This window comes from Nocardia puris, from assembly GCF_036051655.1.
GTDB classification, from domain to species: Bacteria; Actinomycetota; Actinomycetes; order Mycobacteriales; family Mycobacteriaceae; genus Nocardia; species Nocardia puris.
In genome coordinates, this window is record NZ_CP107943.1 from 6,152,252 (window position 1) to 6,169,177 (window position 16,926).

12 protein-coding genes are annotated in these 16,926 nt (G+C 69.8%); 7 read left to right on the top strand and 5 right to left on the bottom strand.

Going from position 1 to position 16,926, the window contains the following annotated elements; translation table 11 throughout:
- Positions 1-417 precede the first annotated feature (417 nt).
- On the top strand, positions 418-894 hold the full coding sequence (locus tag OHB21_RS28445) for an HAD-IIIC family phosphatase (RefSeq protein ID WP_067501884.1): 477 nt from the start codon (positions 418-420) through the stop codon (positions 892-894).
- Between the two features lie 74 nt (positions 895-968).
- On the opposite strand, the gene gndA is transcribed toward OHB21_RS28445, so the two are convergent.
- Together gndA and OHB21_RS28455 are read right to left on the bottom strand one after the other, a co-directional pair.
- Positions 969-2,411, bottom strand: coding sequence for an NADP-dependent phosphogluconate dehydrogenase (gene gndA / locus OHB21_RS28450; RefSeq protein ID WP_067501882.1), 1,443 nt, complete (start codon positions 2,409-2,411; stop codon positions 969-971).
- A gap of 299 nt (positions 2,412-2,710) precedes the next feature.
- Positions 2,711-3,928 carry an erythromycin esterase family protein gene (locus OHB21_RS28455; protein ID WP_067501879.1) on the bottom strand — a complete coding sequence of 406 codons (1,218 nt, stop codon included), beginning with the start codon at positions 3,926-3,928 and terminating at the stop codon, positions 2,711-2,713.
- A gap of 115 nt (positions 3,929-4,043) precedes the next feature.
- On the opposite strand from OHB21_RS28455, the gene OHB21_RS28460 reads away from it, so the two are divergent.
- Positions 4,044-4,775, top strand: coding sequence for a MerR family transcriptional regulator (locus OHB21_RS28460; RefSeq protein WP_067501876.1), 732 nt, complete (start codon positions 4,044-4,046; stop codon positions 4,773-4,775).
- A 698-nt stretch (positions 4,776-5,473) separates the two neighbouring features.
- Here the strand turns inward: OHB21_RS28460 and OHB21_RS28465 are convergent.
- Positions 5,474-7,045 carry a GMC family oxidoreductase N-terminal domain-containing protein gene (locus tag OHB21_RS28465; RefSeq protein WP_084537248.1) on the bottom strand — a complete coding sequence of 524 codons (1,572 nt, stop codon included), beginning with the start codon at positions 7,043-7,045 and terminating at the stop codon, positions 5,474-5,476.
- Positions 7,046-7,302: 257 nt separating this feature from the next.
- Positions 7,303-9,036, bottom strand: a complete 1,734-nt coding sequence (locus tag OHB21_RS28470) for a GMC oxidoreductase (RefSeq protein ID WP_195124188.1) — start codon at positions 9,034-9,036, stop codon at positions 7,303-7,305.
- Between the two features lie 97 nt (positions 9,037-9,133).
- Here OHB21_RS28470 and OHB21_RS28475 point away from each other — a divergent pair, with 97 nt between their 5' ends.
- The 4 genes from OHB21_RS28475 (at position 9,134) to OHB21_RS28490 (ending at position 13,986) form a co-directional block, all read left to right on the top strand.
- Positions 9,134-9,829 carry a MerR family transcriptional regulator gene (locus OHB21_RS28475; protein WP_067501864.1) on the top strand — a complete coding sequence of 232 codons (696 nt, stop codon included), beginning with the start codon at positions 9,134-9,136 and terminating at the stop codon, positions 9,827-9,829.
- A gap of 150 nt (positions 9,830-9,979) precedes the next feature.
- Positions 9,980-10,675, top strand: a complete 696-nt coding sequence (locus OHB21_RS28480; protein ID WP_067501860.1) for a TetR/AcrR family transcriptional regulator — start codon at positions 9,980-9,982, stop codon at positions 10,673-10,675.
- A 150-nt stretch (positions 10,676-10,825) separates the two neighbouring features.
- Positions 10,826-12,862: a CocE/NonD family hydrolase gene (locus tag OHB21_RS28485; RefSeq protein WP_067502171.1), complete on the top strand. Its 2,037-nt coding sequence runs from the start codon at positions 10,826-10,828 to the stop codon at positions 12,860-12,862.
- Positions 12,863-12,996: 134 nt separating this feature from the next.
- Positions 12,997-13,986 carry an AurF N-oxygenase family protein gene (locus OHB21_RS28490; protein ID WP_195124189.1) on the top strand — a complete coding sequence of 330 codons (990 nt, stop codon included), beginning with the start codon at positions 12,997-12,999 and terminating at the stop codon, positions 13,984-13,986.
- A gap of 3 nt (positions 13,987-13,989) precedes the next feature.
- Here the strand turns inward: OHB21_RS28490 and OHB21_RS28495 are convergent, their stop codons facing one another.
- Positions 13,990-14,718 (bottom strand): TetR/AcrR family transcriptional regulator, encoded by a 729-nt coding sequence (locus OHB21_RS28495; RefSeq protein WP_084537227.1) that lies wholly within the window; start codon positions 14,716-14,718, stop codon positions 13,990-13,992.
- Between the two features lie 432 nt (positions 14,719-15,150).
- Here OHB21_RS28495 and ctaD point away from each other — a divergent pair, with 432 nt between their 5' ends.
- A complete protein-coding gene (ctaD, locus tag OHB21_RS28500) occupies positions 15,151-16,893 on the top strand; it encodes an aa3-type cytochrome oxidase subunit I (protein WP_067502163.1) in 1,743 nt (580 codons plus the stop codon).
- Positions 16,894-16,926 lie beyond the last annotated feature (33 nt).

Here is a 16,926-nt window from a genome sequence, read left to right on the forward strand (position 1 = left end):
AGTGGGGTTTCGGCGCGGCTCGGAGAAAGCGTGCGGAATTCTCTCGAATTTCCTTCGGCGGGTGCCCGAATGGCGATTTTCCCGGAGTGGTGCGCAGGGGTCCGTCCGATTCCAGGGGTCGACGATCGGCCTTTTCGGAATATGTCCGCGCCCGCGCGATAATTCGCTTCCGGATCGAATCTCCTTGCGGTGGAGGGGCGATCGCGGGATCGCGGCTCGGGGGTGCCCGCCGTTTGCCGCGGGGGCGACCGGGTGGCGAGCCGCCGTTGTGCCGGTAGTATCACCCGGGCCGGATCTCGCACCCTGGAACGTGGGGCTTGTCCGGTGCGCGCCGTGTCCGGGATGGTTGTGCGGTACCCATCCACCGCGCGGCACGGCAGGGAAGGCAGCGGTGACGAAGCGATAGGGGCTCCGGCGATGAGACCGTCTCTGAGATGTCTTGTCTGGGAACTGGACAACACCCTGTGGGACGGTGTCGTCTGCGACGCGACCAGCGGCCCGCCCCGCCCGGCCGCCCTGCGCACCCTGCGCATGCTCAGCGAGCGCGGCATATTGCACGCCGTCGCCAGCCGCAGCGACCGCGACCTGACCCTCGAGCGCCTCTACCGCCACGGGGTCTACGAGATGTTCTCCGCCCTCGAGATCGGCTGGGGCCGCAAGTCGGCGGGCATCGTCCGCATCGCCCGCACCCTCGGCCTGAGTCTGGACAGCATCGCGTTCGTCGACGCCGAACCCGTCGAACGCGCCGAGGTGGCCCGCGCCCTCCCTCAGGTCCGCTGCTACGCGGCGCGCAATATCGACGTCCTCACCGCCCTGCCCGACTTCCGCCGCGTCGTCGGGACCGGGCCCACACCCACGCCGCCGCTGGGCTTCCTGCGCGTCCCCGCGCTGTAGGCGGGGACGCCGCGCGCGAGGCGGCGGTGCGCGACGGCTCCGCGAGAGTCGTTCTCGCGGAGCCGATTCCCGCTTCAGCCCGCGGCGACTTCGCTGCGGTCACCGCTCCACAGCGTGTGGAACTTGCCCTCGGCGTCGACGCGCTCGTAGGTGTGCGCGCCGAAGAAGTCGCGCTGCCCCTGGGTGAGCGCGGCGGGCAGGCGCTCGGCGCGCAGGGCGTCGTAGTACGACAGCGAGGACGCGAACGCCGGGACCGGGATGCCGAGCAGCGTCGCCGTGGACACCACCCGCCGCCAGCTGTCGATCGCCGTCTCGATGGCCTCGCGGAAGTACGGGGCGAGGATCAGGCTGGGCAGGGCGGGGTCCTGCTCGTAGGCCTCCTTGATCCGGTTCAGGAAGCGAGCGCGGATGATGCAGCCGCCACGCCAGATCGTCGCCAGGTCACCGGGCTTCAGATCCCAGCCGTATTCGGCGCTGCCCGCGGCGATCTGGTCGAAACCCTGCGCGTACGCGACGACCTTCGACGCGTAGAGCGCCTGCCGGATGTCCTCGGTGAACTGCTCGACGTCGGTCGGCTTCTCGGCAAGTTTGCCCGACGCCAAGCCCACCGCGGCCTTGCGCTGCGCGCGCGAGCCCGACAGCGCCCGCGCGAACACCGCCTCGGCGATGCCGGTCACCGGCACACCCAGATCCAGCGCCGACTTCACAGTCCAGCGGCCGGTGCCCTTCTGCTCGGCCGCGTCGACGATCACGTCCACCAGGGGCTTGCCGGTCTTGGCGTCCACCTGCGCGAGCACCTCGGCGGTGATCTCCACCAGGTAGCTCTCCAGATCGCCGGAGTTCCACCGGGTGAACACCTCGCCGATCCGCGCGGCGTCGAACCCGAGCGCGTCGCGGAACAGGTGATAGGCCTCGCCGATGAGCTGCATATCGGCGTACTCGATGCCGTTGTGCACCATCTTGACGAAGTGGCCGGACCCGTCGGGACCGATGTGGGTGCAGCACGGGGTGCCGTCCACCTGCGCCGCGATCGACTCCAGCAGCGGGCCCAGCGATGCGTAGGACTCCTTCGGCCCGCCCGGCATGATGGCCGGACCGTTCAGCGCGCCCTCCTCGCCGCCGGAGATGCCCGCGCCGACGAAGTTGAGGCCGCGCTCGCGCAGGGCGGCCTCGCGGCGGATGGTGTCGGTGTAGAGGGCGTTGCCGCCGTCGATGATGATGTCGCCGGGCTCCATCTCGGCGGCCAGCTCCTCGATGACGGCGTCGGTCGCGTCGCCCGCCTTCACCATGATCAACACCCGGCGCGGCTTCTCCAGCGCCGCGACGAACTCGGCCACGGTCTCGGTGCGCACGAAGTCACCGTCGCCGCCGTGCTCGGCGAGCAGCGCGTCGGTCTTGGCCACGGAACGGTTGTGCAGCGCGACGGTGTAGCCGTGCTTGGCGAAGTTGCGGGCGATATTGCTGCCCATCACGGCCAGCCCGGTCACACCGATCTGCGCACGCGCGGTGGAGGTCATTGCTCAACTCTCTTCGTTCGGTCCGGTAGATACGACTTGTGGTCCCGCGGCCGCCCGCCGTCTCCGGGCGACACGACCTGTCAGCCAAGCTACTGGGTGGCGGGTGGGCCCCGGCGCACCCGTCCACCTCCACGCCGCCGAACCCGGTCGAACCCGAGGTCCCGTTCGCGGCGAGACCGGTGTCGAAGTCCCGGGTGCCACACCGCAATCGCCTCGATCCCGCGCGTCGATCAGGCCGCGCCGGTGGCGATTTGCCCGGGGTGTTGCTCGGGAAGAGCTTGTGGCACCGCGGAATCGGCCTACCAGTACTGATGCCGGGTTCCATCGGTATCGGCGACGAAGAGAACGGCGTCGGCGCCTACGAGATCGGCCGGGGTGAGCGGGATGTGGCCGGGGAGGATGGGGGCGCCCGCGGTGACCGAGGCGGGGAGGAGGTCGCCGAGTTCGGCGGTGGGGAAGAGGGTGCGGCGGGTGGTGGATTCGGCCAGGAAGTGCTGGAGGGTGCCGGGCGCGCTGTCCGGGTTCGCGTCGCTGGCGATGACCAGATAGCGCTCGCCGAGCGCGAGGGCGACGAGTGCGCCCGTGCCGCACCACTGCGCGGTCTCGTCGCCGGCCCGCATCGTGGGCTTCGAGCGCTGGAGGTGCACGTTGTGGGCGAAGACCAGGGTCGGTCCGCGATCGCGCTCGGCGGCGCGGATCGACAGGAGATTGTCGGCCATCATCTCGGCGCGCACGCTGAGCAGGTTCGCCATGCGATCGGGCGCGGGTGTCGCCATGGCCGCGTGATAGCGGAGCAGGCCGAGCGCGGTCCGGGCGTCGATCGCGGCCTGGTCGTAGGCGGCCGGATCGTCGGCGTGCAGGGAGGGGGCGGTCCGGCGCAGGGCGCTCGCCAGATCGTCGGCGACCACCCGCAACGCGCGGGCGCGGTCGGAGTCGCCGACGGACGCGGCCGCGTCGTACATAGCGGCCTCGTTCGACCAGTCGCCGTCGTCACCGAGCAGATCCTCGAGATCGCGGGCGGAGGCGGGTCGCACCGCGACGGGCAGGTAGTCCCGGACCGCGCACAGCCATCGCCGCGGACTCGGCGCGGACGCATACTCGAGGGATGGCTCGAAGCCGTAGAAGCGGACCCGGTCCCGTGGTGGCCGGCCCGCGTTGTGCGCGCGCATCCACTCGACCAGTTCTCGGTTGCCGGGCACGTGGCCGAACCGATGGCTGAACCCGGTCTCGAGTACTTCGTCCAGGTCCCCGGCCGCCCCGGCGACGTAAGCGTCGACCACGGGGGCCGCGAAGAAGTCCGTCTCCAGCGCGATCGAGCGGAACCCGCGTTCGACCAGGTGCGCCAGAATCTCGTTGCGCAGCAACGGGAACGCCTCGATCCCGTGCGTCGGCTCGCCGAGCCCCAGCAGGGCGGGCGGTTCGCCCCGCAACGCGAGCAGCTCATCGAGCGCGCGGCCGATCCTCGCGGCGTCCTCGAGCGGGCGGCCGATCCCGGACAGTGCGGCGACAGTGGACATATGAGTACCCCTTCCGTAATCCGTCCCCTTCGACGCTATCGTTGAAGAATCGAATGAAACTTTGCCGCAAAGCACCTGGTAATAGGCCCGAAAAGCCTCAATCGGAGGTGTCACCCTGCGCCCCATCGACCTGGCCCGCGAACACGGATTGTCGGCCCAGGCGATCCGCAACTACGACGACGCGGGCATCCTGCCGCCCACCGAACGCAGCCAGACCGGCTACCGGCGCTACACACCACTGCACGCCCAGGCGCTGCGCGCGTTCCTCGCGCTGCGCACCGGCCACGGACACCAGCACGCCGCCGAGATCCTGCGCGCGACCAATCGCGGTGATCTCGAATCCGTCTACCGGCTCCTCGACGCCGCCCACGTCGCGCTGCGCACCGAGCGCCGCACCCGCGCCGAAGTCGCGACGGCCCTGAGCACCCTCACCACCTCGCCGCCCACCCCGATTCCCGGCAGGCCCTTGACCACCGGCGAACTCGCGCGCCGCCTCGGCCTGCACCCCGCCACCCTGCGCACCTGGGAGACGCACGGCATCCTGCACCCCGACCGCGACCGCTCGACCGGCTACCGGCACTACGGACCCGCCTGCGTCCGCGACGCCGAGATCGCCCGCCAACTCCGCCAGGGCGGCTACCTGCTACCCCAGGTCGCGCGGTTCCTCGACACGTTGCGCGAGGCGGGCGGCGCGGACGCCCTGACCACCTTCCTCGACTCCTGGCAGGCCCGGCTGACCACCCGCGGCCGCACCCTCCTCGCGGGCGCCGCGCAACTCGACGCCTACCTCGCGATGCTCGAACAGGCGGCCCCGGTGACAACCACGAACACGCTCTCGCGATGGTGATGTGCCAGTCCTTCGCCCGGCTCGCGCTCACCATCGCCCTGATGCACACCGTCCTCGCGGTCCGCCGCGGCCGCGCCGACGCGAAACGCGGGTGGCGCGAATTGATCGGCGCCGCACCGGTTTCCCGGATCGCGCCGCTGGCGGCCACGCTCACCCTCGGCGTGCCGGCCACCGCGGTGACAGGCACGGGGTTCCCGGACTCGGCGCGATCGCCGGGAGTTCGCCCCGACGGCGCGGGTGGCGAACGGCATCGGCGTCGCCCTGCCGCTGGGCGCGTATCCGGTGCGCGGGATGGGCGACGCGTCCGGGTCCGCGAATCTCGATGTGCCCCGGTTGGTTCCGCCCTGGCCGAGTTGGCTGTCGCCGATCGGCTGGGGACAGCGGACCTTCGCGTTCTCCGAGATCAGGTGGTGGCCGTTGCTCTCGGTGCAGGGTCCGGTCGTGGCTTCGGGGCCGCCGCGATCCCGGTGCACGAGCGCCGCGAGATCGGTGCGAGCCTGGTCCCGGTGCGGGTCGGTCGCGTGAGAGCGCCCGCGTGGCTTCGCACGCCCCTTGCGGTCGCCGGGCGTTCGCAGGCCCCCGCGCTGCGGGCCTGGGCCGTGGGCGGCGCGGTGATCCGGGGGAGTGCTCGGTTCGCTGCCGGCGGCGCTGGCATTCGCCGCCGGCGCCGCCCGCATCCGGTGCGATCGCGGGTACGCCTATCCGCCGAGCAGGAACTTCGCCGCCTGCTCGCCGACGAACACGCTCGGCGCGTGGGTGTGCCCGCGCACCAGCAGCGGCATCACCGACGCGTCCGCGACGCGCAACCCCTGCACCCCGCGCACCTCCAGCTTCGGCGTGACCACGCTGGCCGGGTCGGTGCCCATGCGGCAGGTGCCCACCGGGTGGTAGAGGGTGTGGGAGAACCCGTTGATCGCGAGGTCGATGACGTCCTCGAGCTCCTGCGGCGCGTTCGGCGGGTAGACGAGCTTGCCGTGCACGGCCTTCAGCGCGGGCGCCTCGGCGATGCGCGCGCAGGTACGCAGGCCCGCGATCAGCGCGGCGCGGTCGATGCCCTCCGGGTCGGAGAGGTAGCGCGGATCGATGACCGGCTTCGCCGTGGGATCCGACGACGCCAGCGCGATCCGCCCCCGGCTGTAGGGCCGCAGCAGCACGGTGGCGAGGATGTTGCCGTGCCCGGCCGGATCGATCAGGCCCTCGTTGTAGAACGGGGCGGGCGCGTAGACCAGCTCGAGGTCGGGGTGCTCGAGCTCGGGCCGCGACCGCACGAACCCGTACGCCTCACCGATGTTCGAGGTGAGCATGCCGCGCCCGCGCAGCAGGTAGTCCAGCAGCTGGATCGGCTTCTTGTCCGCGCCGAACAGCGAATCCGGGCAGTCGTACCCGATCCCGGCCACCAGGTGGTCCTGGAGGTTGGCGCCGACCTCGGGGGCGTGCGCCACCACGTCGATGCCCAGCGCCCGCAGCTCCTCGGAATCGCCGATGCCCGAGAGCATCAGCAGCTGCGGGCTGTTGATCGCGCCGCCGCTCAGCACCACCTCGCGGCTCGCGGTCACCGTGCGGGTCACCTGGCCCTGCCGGTACTCGACGCCCACCGCACGAGTGCCGTCGAACAGCACGCGTGTCACCTGGGCTCGATCCAGCACGGTGAGATTCGGCCGCTTCAGCGCCGGGCGCAGGTATGCGTCCGAGGTGCTCCAGCGCCGTCCGTTGCGCTGGGTGACCATCGTCTGCGAAAACCCTTCGGGCTGCGGACGGTTCGGCGGCTCCACCACGAAACCCGACTCCCGCACGGCCTCCAGGAACGCCGCCGTGGACGGGCGCGGGCTGCGCTGATGCGAGATGTGCAGCGGACCGGTGGTGCCCTCGTCGGGGTACTGCGCGTCCTCGACGTGCTCGATGCGCCGGAACTGCTCGACCGCCGCGCCGAACCCCCACTCGTCGCCGGCCAGCAGCGCCCACTCGTCGTAGTCGGCGCGGAAGCCGCGCACCCACATCATGGCGTTCATCGACGACGAGCCGCCGTAGGTCTTGCCGCGCGGCCAGTAGATCTGCCGGTCGCCCAGGTGCGGCTGCGGTTCGGTGAGGTAGTCCCAGTCGAGTTCGGTGCGGAACAGCTTCGCGAACGCGGCGGGGATATGGGTGAACTTGTCCTTGTCCGGCGGGCCCGCCTCGAGTACCACGACGCGGGTGCCCGGATCGGCGCTGAGCCGATTGGCGACCACCGCACCCGCCGATCCCGTTCCGACCACGATGTAATCAGCCGCGATCTGCTCTGCTGCCACTGTCCACTCCGATCTGTGCTGGATAGGGCAAAGATACGAGCGACGACCCGCCGACGGTCCCGTTTCGCGCAGACCGCCCCGCCACCTTGCGGGGGCGGGGCGGTCCGTTCGGGGGAGTCGCGTGTCCTCCGCGTGCCGTTGCCCGGACGGCACGCGCGCCGGCGATCCACCCCTGCCGGCCCACGTGCTGCGAAACTAGCACGCGGAGTTGGCTTTTCGGGGAAGTACGCCGGACGGCAGGCTCAGCCGGCGGCCGGCGCCTCCTGGTCGCTGCGGCGGACCGGGGTGATCGGCAGCACGAGTGCGCCCGGCGCGCCCGCGGGCACCACGGGCTTGCTCGGCGCGACGGGGGAGATGCGCCGGTAGCCCTCGCTCTGCTCGGGCCGGTTGTCCACTTCACCCTTGTTCGGCCAGTACGCGGCGGCGCGCTCGGCCTGGGCGGTGATGGTGAGCGACGGGTTCACGCCGAGGTTGGCCGACACGGCGGCCCCGTCCACCACACTGAGCGTGGGGTAGCCGTAGACGCGGTGGTAGGGGTCGATCACGCCGTGTTCCGGATCGGCCCCGATCGCCGCCCCGCCGAGGAAGTGCGCGGTGAGCGGGATGTTGAAGATCTCGCCCCAGCTGCCGCCCGCGACGCCGCCGATCTCGTCGGCCACCTTGCGGGTGACCTCGTTGCCGACCGGGATCCACGTCGGATTCGGTTCGCCGTGGCCCTGTTTCGAGGTCAGCTTGCGCCCGAACAGGCCGCGCTTGGTGTAGGTGGTGATGGAGTTGTCCAGATGCTGCATCACCAGCGAGATGATCGTGCGCTCGCTCCAGTTCTTGGTGCTCAGGAACTGCACCAGCCGCATCGGGTGCCGCAGCACCAGCAGCACGAATTTCAGCCAGCGCGGCAGGCGTCCGCCGCCGTCGACCATCAGCGTCTGCAACAGGCCCATCGAGTTGGACCCCTTGCCGTAGCGGACGGGTTCGATGTGGGTGTCGGGCGTCGGATGGATCGACGACGTGATCGCCACACCCTTGGTGAAGTCCACGCCCGGCGTGACCTTTCTGGTGGCCGCGCCCACGATGGACTCGGAATTGGTGCGGGTGAGCACGCCCAAGCGGTCCGAGAGGTTGGGCAGCACACCCTTGTCGCGCATGTCGAACAGCAGCTTCTGGGTGCCGCGCGTCCCCGCCGCCAGCACCACGTGCTTGGCGGTGAAGGTCTTGGGCTGCTTGCGGATCAGCGCGCCCGTGCGCTTGGCGTCGACGTCCCAGGTGCCGTCGGGCAGCGGCCGGATCGCGCTCACGGTCGTCATCGGCACCACCTCGGCGCCCGCCTTCTCGGCCAGGTACAGGTAGTTCTTGACGAGGGTGTTCTTGGCGCCGAACTTGCAGCCGACCATGCAGTCGCCGCACTCGATGCAGCCCGTGCGATCGGGGCCGACGCCGCCGAAGTAGGGGTCCTCCACGGTCTTGCCCGGCTCCCCGAAGAACACGCCGACCGGAGTCTGCACGAAGGTGTCGCCCACGCCCAGATCGTCGGCGACCTTCTTGAAGATCTCGTCTGCGGGCGTCATGTGCGGGTTGCGCACCACGCCGAGCATGCGCTGGGCCTGCTCGTAGTACGGGGTGAGTTCGTCGCGCCAGTCGGTGATGTCGCGCCACTGCGCGTCACGGAAGAACGGCTCCGGCGGCACGTAGAGGGTGTTGGCGTAGTTGAGCGACCCGCCGCCCACGCCCGCGCCGCCCAGGATGAGCACATCGCGCAGCAGGTGGATGCGCTGGATGCCGTAGCAGCCCAGCGCGGGCGCCCACAGGAAGTTGCGCAGGTCCCAGCTGGTCTTGGGCAGCTCGTCGTCGGCGAAGCGGCGGCCCGCCTCCAGCACGCCGACCTTGTACCCCTTCTCCACCAGGCGCAACGCGGTCACGCTGCCGCCGAAGCCGGAACCGACGATCAGGACGTCGAAGTCGGTCGTTCGCTGGGACATGCGTGGCTCCTGGGTCGGTCGACAGTGACGCGCGTTACGCTAATCCGGACAGTAGCAACTGTCAACGAAGGTGGCGCCGAGTATCTATGCTGGTCGCGTGTCCCGATACTCCCGCCTGCAACTGGCCGACCTGAGCGGCGTACCGGCGCGCACCATCCGCTACTACCACTCGCTCGGTGTGCTGCCCAAACCCGGTCGCGCGGGCAAGGAGGCGGTCTACACCGACGACCACCTGGCGCGGTTGCGCGACATCTCCGGGATGCAGGCGCGCGGGCTGCGGCTCGACGCGATCCGCGAAGTGCTCGACGCCGAGGCCCAGCAGGGCGCCCAGGCCGACTGGCGCGCGGTGCTGGACCCGCGTTATCCGGGCGGGGCCGACCAGTCGGTGGTGATCGACGACGACGAACTCACCGCGTTGCTGGGTGATCGCCGCGCCGACATCCTGGACGAACTGATCGCCGCCCAGTACGTGGAGCGCGAGGGCGCGGGCTGGCGCATCCCCGACCAGCCGATGCTCAAGGGCGCCCTGATTCTCTACGACGTCGGCACCGACATCACCCTCAGCGGTGCGCTGCGCAAACTCATCCGCGCCCGCATCGCCGATCTGGCCGACGAGATGGTCCGCACCTTCCGCGACGCCGCCGAGACGAGCTACGGCGGCGAGGGTATCGGCACCGACCTCAGCCGGTTCCGCGACCGCTTCCGCGCCGCCGCCTGGGAGGTGGGCGGTGCGACCCTGGCCGACGAGATCGAGCGCGCCGTGCGGGAATTGGACGGCCCGGCCGGTCGCTGACGCGCTCTGAGGTGCGCGCTCGCCACTGTGATTCCGCTGGCGAGCACGGGCCTGCGATGCGCTCCTGTCCGCAGTGCGACCCGGTGGGCGGCGGGCGAACGTCGACCGCCGGCCCCGTACCGAGAGCGGTGTTCTCTACAGTGGTTCACCATGGGAACACCGCGCGCCGAGGCCAGGGCCAAGACCATGGCGGACATCGTCCGGATCGGCCGCGAGCATCTGGCGGTGCACGGAGCGTCGGCGTTGTCGCTGCGGGCCGTCGCGCGGGATCTGGGCGTCGTCTCCTCGGCCGTCTACCGGTACGTGCGCAGCCGGGACGAGCTGCTGACGCTGCTGGTCGTGGACGGCTACAACGCCCTGGGCGACGCGGTGGACGCCGGTCTCGCGGACGCGCCCGCCGACCCGTCCGCGCGGCTGCGCGCGGCCGCGCACGCCGTGCGCGACTGGGCGCTGGCCGAACCCGCTTGGTACGGACTGCTTTTCGGCACGCCCGTGCCGGGCTACGAGGCGCCCGCCGAGCAAACCGTGGATCCCGGTGTGCGCGTGATAGTCGCGTTGATGCGCGTCATCGCCGACGCCTACGCCGCGGGCCTGGTGGACGAACCGTCCCGGACGGTGGCCGTCTCCGGGCCGCTGTCCGGCAGTTTCGCGGCGATCCGTGACGAATTCGCGCTGGATCTGCCGGACTGGCTGCTGGCGCGCGGCGTCTCGGTGTGGAGTGCGCTGTTCGGCGCGGTGAGCTTCGACGTGTTCGACATGTACGGCCGCGACACCTTCGCCGACCGGACCGAACTCTTCGAGTTGCAGGTGGCGAACCTGGTGGCACTGCTGGGTTTTCGACGCTGAGAGTTTGCCGTACGGATCGCCCTCGGGGGTTGCGCGCACGGGACTTGGTGTGTCCTGGGCAACTATTGTCCCAGACTGTGTCACCGATTACAGTTTCTCGCCGGAAGGGCAGGTCCGGTGCACCGGTGCATCGGCGAGGAGCGGGGCAACATGTATCGAGGACGCCGACTCGCGCGCACCCTGATTGCGGGGCTGGTCACCGTGGTGACGATCGGAATGGGCGCCGTGGCGGCGCAGAGCGGACAGGCGGCGCCCGACGGGGGCGCGCTGGGCGCCCAGTGGACCGCCACCCACGACGGACCGCGCGCCCATCCGAACGTGCACATCGAGTGGGACGTGCCGATCACGATGAGCGACGGCACGGTGCTCAAGGGCAACGTGTACCGCCCGGCGGACGCGGCGGGCCGCCCGATCGAGTCGCCGGTGCCGACCATCGTGAACCTCACCCCGTACACGAAACTCGTGTCGAACCTCGCGGATTCGGTGTTGACCTTCCCGGTGCTGGCCGACGCGCTCACCGAGTTCTTCAAGACCTTCGACCTGTCCGGCATCGGCCTGGGCGGGCTCACCGACGTCACCAAGGTGTTGCCCGCGGGCTCGCTGCGCGCCTTCGGCGTCGACCGCAAGCTGGTGCAGAGTGGGTACGCGCAGGTGGTGGTCGACGTGCGCGGCACCGGCTTCTCCCAGGGCACCTGGCAGGTGTTCGGCGAGCGCGAGCAGCAGGACGGCGTCGAGGTCGTGGAATGGGCGGCGCGCCAACCGTGGTCGGACGGCAAGGTCGGGATGAACGGCATCTCGTACTCGGCGATCAATCAGGTGCACACCGCCGAGCGCCGCCCCGAGCCGCTGAAGGCCATCTTCCCGATCGTGCCCGGCAGCGATCTGCTGCGCGATATCGCCGCGACCGGCGGCGGCGTGGGTCTGGGCTTCCTGCCCGCGTGGTTGCTCGCGGTGAACGGCACCAAGCTGGTGCCCGACGTCCAATCGATGCTCACCGGCCGATTCGACGGCCGCTGGCTACAGGACCGCATCGCCGACCCGTTCACCTTCTTCAACTACCTGCTCGCATCGCTGACCGTGCCCAGCGTGGACGCCATCCCGCCCGACTTGCAAGTGCTGCTCACCGACGACAGCCCCATCCGCACCGCCTGGCTCGGGCATCCGGAGCGGGTGAACATCCCGACCTTCGTCTACGGCGGCTGGCACGACATCTTCACCTACTCCTCGCCGCGCGTCTATCAGGCCGTGGATGTGCCGGACGCGCAGAAAAAGCTCATCATGGGCGACATCTACCACCTCACCAACGGCAGCGGCAACGGCCTGCCCGGCGCGCCCCCGCGCCTGGACGTGTTGCAGCGCGCGTGGTTCGACAAGTGGCTCAAGGGCATCGACAACGGCATCGACCGCTACGACAATGTGACGCTCTGGCAGCAGGGCAACGGCTGGACCAGCGACAGCGCCTTCCCGCGCCCCGGTATGGAGTACCGGCGGATGTATCTCGACGCCGCGCGCTCGGGCACGGCGAACAGCGTGCACGACGGCAGCCTGTCCACCCGGCCCGGCGCTCCGGCGCGCCTGACGGTGGCGCCGGGGCTCGCGAGCCTGTGCTCCCGTGATTCGGCCACCGGCACGGCAGGCATGACCAGCTTGCTCGACGTGTGCGCCGAGGACGCGCGGATCAACGAACTCAACGGCCTCACCTTCACCAGCGCACCCGTCGCCGAGCCGACGCGGGTGTCGGGACCGATCGCGGTGCACCTCAACACCGTGCTCGACACCACCGACGGCTACTGGGCTGTCACCGTCAACGATGTCGCCCCGGACGGCAGGTCGACGGTGTGGACCAGCGGCCAGCTCCAGGCCTCGCTGCGAAAAGTGAACGACGCCAAGGCGACTCGTTCACCCAACGGCGACTACACCGATCCGTACCCGTATCTCACGCTGGCCGACCGGCTGCCGCTCAAGCCGGGGGAACCGACCATCGTCGACATCGGCCTGCCCGCCACCGACGGCGTGCTGAAACCGGGCCATCGCCTGCGCGTCGACGTGTACGCCTTCAACTTCCCGCGCGGTATGCCGCTGCGCCCGTTGCTCAACGAGAGCGAGCTGCGCCCGCAGCACGTCGAACTCGATCCGAATCGCCCGAGCTGGGTCAACATTCCGATTTCCGGGAATCCCGGCTGGTAGCGGGGCACATTTCGGTCGCGACCGGCCGCGCCCCATTGTGTGGGACTGTGAGTCCCATATATTCTGGGTCACATCACGCGAGAGGCGTGCGCAGTGGCCGGGGCGGGGCGCCGGCCTGGAGCGAGGAGGCATCGATGACGCTGTCCGAATCGGTTCGCAACCGACTGTTCGACCAGGCCTACTGGGATACCCTGGCGACCCTGTCCGACGGTTCGGTGCACCGGAAGTTCGACCCTTACCTGGACATCGACTGGGACGGACCGGAATTCGCGATCGACCGGGACGATCCCCGGTGGGTCCTGTCGCCGGAGTTCGATCCGCTCGGCGCCACCGAGTGGTACCGCTCGCTGCCGCGGCAGCGGCAGATCGAGATCGGCCGCTGGCGCACCGCCAACGTCATCAAGGTCGGCGCGGCCTTCGAGAGCGTGCTGATCCGCGGGATGATGCAGTACATCATGAAGCTGCCCAACGGCTCCCCGGAGTTCCGGTACTGCCTGCACGAGATGACCGAAGAGTGCAACCACATCCAGATGTTCCAGGAGCTGGTGAACCGCATCGGTGACGACGTGCCCGGTATGCGGCCGCTGTTCCGCGCGCTCTCGCCGCTGATCGGCGTGGCGGGCGGGTACGCGCACGTCATCCTGTTCATCGGCATCCTGGGCGGCGAGGAGCCGATCGACCACTACCAGAAGGCGATCATCCGCGACGGCGGCAACATCCCGCCCGCGGTGCTGCGGACCATGGAGATCCACATCGCCGAGGAGGCCAGGCACATCTCCTTCGCCAACGAATTCCTCGCCGCGCACCTGGAGCGCATGAATCCGGCGGGGCGCGCGGTGTGCTCGCTGGCATTCCCGCTGGCCATGCGGTGGCTGGCCGGGGAGATCATGGCACCGTCGCGGTCGTTCGCCAAGCAGTTCGACATCCCGGCCCAGGTGTGGCGCGAGGCGTTCTGGGACGGGCCGCACCAGCGGCGCATCCTGTCCGGCTACTTCGGCGACATCCGCAGGCTGGCGACCGATCTGGGCCTGATGAATCCGGTCGCCAAGCGGGTGTGGCGGATGCTGCGCATCGACGGCGATCTCGCCCGCTACCGCAGCGAGCCGGAACGCCGGGCCGCCTGACGCTCAGCCGTCGGCGTCGGCGAGGCGGCTGAGGACCGCGAGCAGCGGCTCGTCCGGATCGAGGGCGAGCCGGTGCGCGCGGGCGACACCGTCGATCACGCTCCACGCGTAGGCGGACAGTTCCCCGACCAGAGTGTCGCGGTCCATGGCCCGGTCGGGGGAGCGCGCCCAGCGCGAGACCGTGGCCTCGGTCATGGAGACGATCGCGAACGTCATGGTGTCGGCGACCGGCTCGTCCACCACGCCGATCACCCCGGCCAGCCCGGAGACCAGCTGCCTGGTGCGCGCGGCGATGCGATCCTTCAGGCTGCTGGCCGCGTCCACGTCGTCGGGGTCGCCGAGCGCGGGGCCGCGGCGCAGGAAGTCGTAGAGGCGGGCGTGCCGGTCGATCCAGTCCACCACCGCGCCGATGGTGCGGTGCAGGATGGCGCGGATGGAGCCGTCGCTGATGTCGAGGGCGGTGTCGATATCGTCGGTGAACTGGTCGCCGATGGCGGTCCTGGTGCGCCGGTCGAGGTCGTCGCGGCCCGAGAACTGCCGGTACACCACGGATTTGGAGAGTCCGGCGCGTTCGGTGATCCGCTGCATCGGCACCTCGACGCCGAGCGGTGTCTCCTCGATGAGCTCGATCAGCGCTGTGACGATGCGTTCGCGGCGGCGGTCGTTGTGCGGTTGCCAGCGCGCCTGCCTGCCGCCGGTGGGCGGCGACTCGGCGGACGGCGACAGCGACACGGCCCGAGTCTAGAGGATGCGCGCGCGGGCCACGGGCGATCGCGGCGGACGCCGAACCCGATCTTGTTGCCGCACAACGCCGGCGGGGGAGCGTGGATACATGGCCGCCGACCCGCAGGGGGCGCGTGGCGCCGAGTGCGACGGCCATGCGACGGAGACGATAGCCCAGTACTGTCGCCGTGTCCGCGAAACCGCGATCACGACGGTGTTTCGCCCTCGTCCGCACCCGGGATCCGCGCTGAGACAAAAGCTTCCGATTCACATTCGCGCAGGTAACGGCCGTTTCCGGCGGGGGTAACGACACGGCGGCAAGGTGCCCGAATCGAAGGCCTTGCGCAATTGCCCGGCGTATGCTCTGCGTCGTTCATCGTGGGTTCCGCGAGGCGGTCGCGGGCTACGGACCGGATTTCGACGCGCGACGAGGAGAATGTGGTGACAGCCGTAGCTCCCAGGCCGGAGCCGGAACTCGAGGCGGTACGACCCTTCCCGGCGCGGACGGGCCCCAAGGGGTCGTTCATCCTGAAGCTGGTCACGACGACCGACCCCAAGGTGCTCGGCACCATGTACTTGTTCACGTCGATGTCGTTCTTCCTCATCGGCGGGCTGATGGCGCTGCTGATGCGCGGCGAGCTGGCGCGCCCGGGGATGCAGTTCCTCTCGACCGAGCAGTTCAATCAGCTGTTCACCATGCACGGCACGATCATGCTGCTGTTCTACGCGACCGCCGTGGTGTTCGCATTCGCCAATATCGTCCTGCCCTTGCAGATCGGCGCGCCCGATGTGGCGTTCCCGCGCCTGAACGCCTTCAGCTACTGGCTGTACCTGTTCGGTGCGTCGATGGCGACGGCGGGCTTCGTCACCCCGGGCGGCGCGGCCGACTTCGGCTGGACGGCCTACGTGCCGCTCAGCGATATCGTCCACGCCCCGGGCGTCGGCGCGGACCTGTGGATCCTCGGCTTGGCGGTGTCGGGTCTGGGCACCATCCTCGGCGCGGTCAACATGATCACCACGGTGGTGTGCCTGCGCGCTCCGGGCATGACCATGTTCCGGATGCCGATCTTCACCTGGAACATCGTGGTGACCAGCGTGCTGATCCTGCTGGCCTTCCCGATTCTCACGGCCGCGCTGTTCGCGCTCGCCTACGACCGGCATCTGGGTGGACACATCTACGACCCGGCCACCGGCGGGGTGATCCTGTTCCAGCACCTGTTCTGGTATTTCGGGCACCCCGAGGTGTACATCATCGCGCTGCCGTTCTTCGGCATCGTGTCCGAGATCTTCCCGGTGTTCTCGCGCAAGCCGATCTTCGGCTACACCACGCTGGTGTACGCGACCCTGGCCATCGCCGCGCTGTCGGTGGCGGTGTGGGCACACCACATGTTCGCCACCGGTGCGGTACTGCTGCCGTACTTCTCGTTCATGACCTTCCTCATCGCGGTTCCGACGGGCGTGAAGTTCTTCAACTGGATCGGCACCATGTGGCGCGGGCACCTGACCTTCGAGACGCCGATGCTGTTCTCCATCGGTTTCATCGTGACGTTCCTGTTCGGTGGCTTGTCCGGCGTCATCCTGGCCTCGCCCCCGATGGACTTCCACGTGTCCGACACCTACTTCGTGGTGGCGCACTTCCACTACGTGCTCTTCGGCACCATCGCCTTCGCGACCTACGCCGGGATCTACTTCTGGTTCCCGAAGATGACCGGCCGCATGCTCGACGAACGGCTCGGCAAGTGGCACTTCTGGACCACCTTCATCGGATTCCACACCACGTTCCTGGTGCAGCACTGGCTGGGCAACGAAGGGATGCCGCGCCGCTACGCCGACTACCTGCCGTCGGACGGCTTCACGACGCTGAACACGGTGTCGACCATCGGGTCGTTCATCCTCGGCGCGTCGCTGCTGCCGTTCCTCTGGAACGTCTTCAAGAGCTACCGGTACGGCGAGGTCGTCACGGTCGACGACCCGTGGGGCTACGGGAACTCCCTGGAGTGGGCCACCACCTGCCCGCCGCCGCGGCACAACTTCTACGAGCTGCCCCGGATCCGTTCGGAGCGACCGGCTTTCGAGCTGCACTACCCGCACATGGTGGACCGGATGCGCGCCGAGGCGCACGTGGGGTGGGGTTCCGGAAAGCACGGGCACGCCGTCGAGGAGAAGGCGACCGCCGGCACCTAGTCCCGGCGGCTTCGGCTCGTGGAGACCGTGGAT

Bases quoted from the DNA above. Each gene is read 5' to 3' on its own strand.
- OHB21_RS28445 (WP_067501884.1), top strand. From the start codon at position 418: ATGAGACCGTCTCTGAGATGTCTTGTCTGGGAACTGGACAACACCCTG.
- gndA (WP_067501882.1), bottom strand. From the start codon at position 2,411: ATGACCTCCACCGCGCGTGCGCAGATCGGTGTGACCGGGCTGGCCGTG.
- OHB21_RS28455 (WP_067501879.1), bottom strand. From the start codon at position 3,928: ATGTCCACTGTCGCCGCACTGTCCGGGATCGGCCGCCCGCTCGAGGAC.
- OHB21_RS28470 (WP_195124188.1), bottom strand. From the start codon at position 9,036: ATGTCCCAGCGAACGACCGACTTCGACGTCCTGATCGTCGGTTCCGGC.
- OHB21_RS28480 (WP_067501860.1), top strand. From the start codon at position 9,980: ATGGGAACACCGCGCGCCGAGGCCAGGGCCAAGACCATGGCGGACATC.
- OHB21_RS28485 (WP_067502171.1), top strand. From the start codon at position 10,826: ATGTATCGAGGACGCCGACTCGCGCGCACCCTGATTGCGGGGCTGGTC.
- OHB21_RS28490 (WP_195124189.1), top strand. From the start codon at position 12,997: ATGACGCTGTCCGAATCGGTTCGCAACCGACTGTTCGACCAGGCCTAC.